1 protein-coding gene is annotated in these 1674 nt (G+C 73.6%); it reads left to right on the top strand.

The features are described from left to right. Positions 1 to 198: 198 nt before the first annotated feature. A partial coding sequence (locus C1J01_RS47900; RefSeq protein ID WP_235855162.1) for a PH domain-containing protein occupies positions 199 to 1674 on the top strand: 1476 nt, incomplete at its 3' end.

Below are 1674 nucleotides of genomic sequence, written 5' to 3'. Positions count from 1 at the left end.
GCTCCGGCGCAGCCGTACGGGCACGCCCCAGTCCAGGGACAGCCGTACGGGCATGCCTCAGTCCCGGGACAGCCACCCGGGCACGCTTCCACCCCAGGCCAGCCGCATGGGCACGCGCAGGGCCCCGGCCAGCCGTATGGGCAGGGCGCCGGGCCGGGGGAGCCGCCGTGGGGCGGGTATCCGCCGCCGCCCGGTGGGATGCCGCCCTATCCGGGGCCCGGGCGGGCGCCGCGGCGGTTCAGCCCCAAGGTGCTGCTCATCGACCCCGTACGCATGCTGCCCTCCCTCCTCCTGCCCCTCATCGGCGTCCTGTTCGTGGGCGGTTTCTCACCGAGGTCGTACGCCTGGGCGGCGGCCGGCGTCGTGGGTGCCGTGGTGGTCGCGTTCGTCCGCTGGGCCACGTTCACGTACGAGATCCTCGGCGACAGCCTGGAGACGAAACGGTCGCTGATCAGCCGTTCCATCCGGACCATCCCCTTGGAGCGCATTCGCGGCGTCGACGTCTCCACGCCTCCGATGCACCGCCTGCTGGGCCTGGCCGTACTCAAGATCGACACAGGGGCGAGCGGCGGCGACGAGGAGGCCAAGCTCGACGGCGTCACGCTCGCCGAGGCCGAACGGCTCAAGGCGCTCCTCCTGCGCCGCGCCGGCCGCCCCGAGGCGCACGCCCAAGAGGCCGCCGCACCCGCCGGCCCCCGCGAACAGCCCATCATCTCCGTGCCCCGCAAGTGGCTGCTGTACGGGCCGTTGTCCGGTGCGTACCTGCTCACCCCGTTCGCGTTCGCCGGCGGCGCCGTGGGCCTGGCGTTCCAGTGGAGCGACGAGCTGGGCTTCGGCCAGGACGCCGCCTGGAGCGCGGGGGAGTGGCTGTGGGAACACCCGTACCTGCTGCTGGCCGTGGCTCTGCTGCTCGTGCTCGCGATGCCGGTCACGGGCGGCCTGATGTACGCGATCTTCAACTGGAACTTTCACCTCAAACGCCGCGACGGCTACCTCGTCGCCGAACGCGGCCTGATCAACCGGCGCAGCGTGTCGCTGGAGTCCCAGCGCGTACGCGGCTACGAGATCGTGGACGGCCTCGCCGAACGCTGGGCCGGCGTCGTACGCGTCTGGGCCATCGTGACCGGGCTCGGCGACTCCGAGACCCGCGGTCAGCTGCTGCCCGACGTGCCGCGCGGGGTCGCGTACCAGGTGGCCGCCGACGCCATCGGGCCCTACCGGTCCGAACTCCGTCCGCACCCGCCCGTGGCGCGCAGGCGCCGCCTGTTCCGCGCCGTCTTCCCGTGGCTCGTGGTGGCGCTGGCGAGCGCCGCGGCGGCCTGGGCGACGGGGGCGACACTGTGGTGGGTCCTGCTCGTCCTGGCGCTGCTCCTGGCCGCGCTGGGCGTCCCCCTGGGCCTCGACCGGTACGCCTCGCTGGGGCACGGCTACGACGGCGTGCGCCTGTCGGTCCGGTCCGGCTCACTCCGGCGCGCCCAGGCCGTCATCGAACGCCGTGCCGTCGTGGGCTGGCGTCTCCGGCAGACGTGGTTCCAGCGCCGGGCCGGGGTGCTGACGCTGATCGCGGGCGTCGGCGCCGGCAAGGGCGGATACTCGGCCGTCGACGTCTCAGAGACCCAGGCCGCCGACTTCCCCGCAGAAGTCACCCCCGAATGGCTGACCCCCTTCCTCACC

The organism is Nonomuraea aridisoli (genome assembly GCF_003236395.1).
GTDB classification, from domain to species: Bacteria; Actinomycetota; Actinomycetes; order Streptosporangiales; family Streptosporangiaceae; genus Nonomuraea; species Nonomuraea aridisoli.
This window is presented reverse-complemented; position numbering and strand designations above follow the sequence as displayed.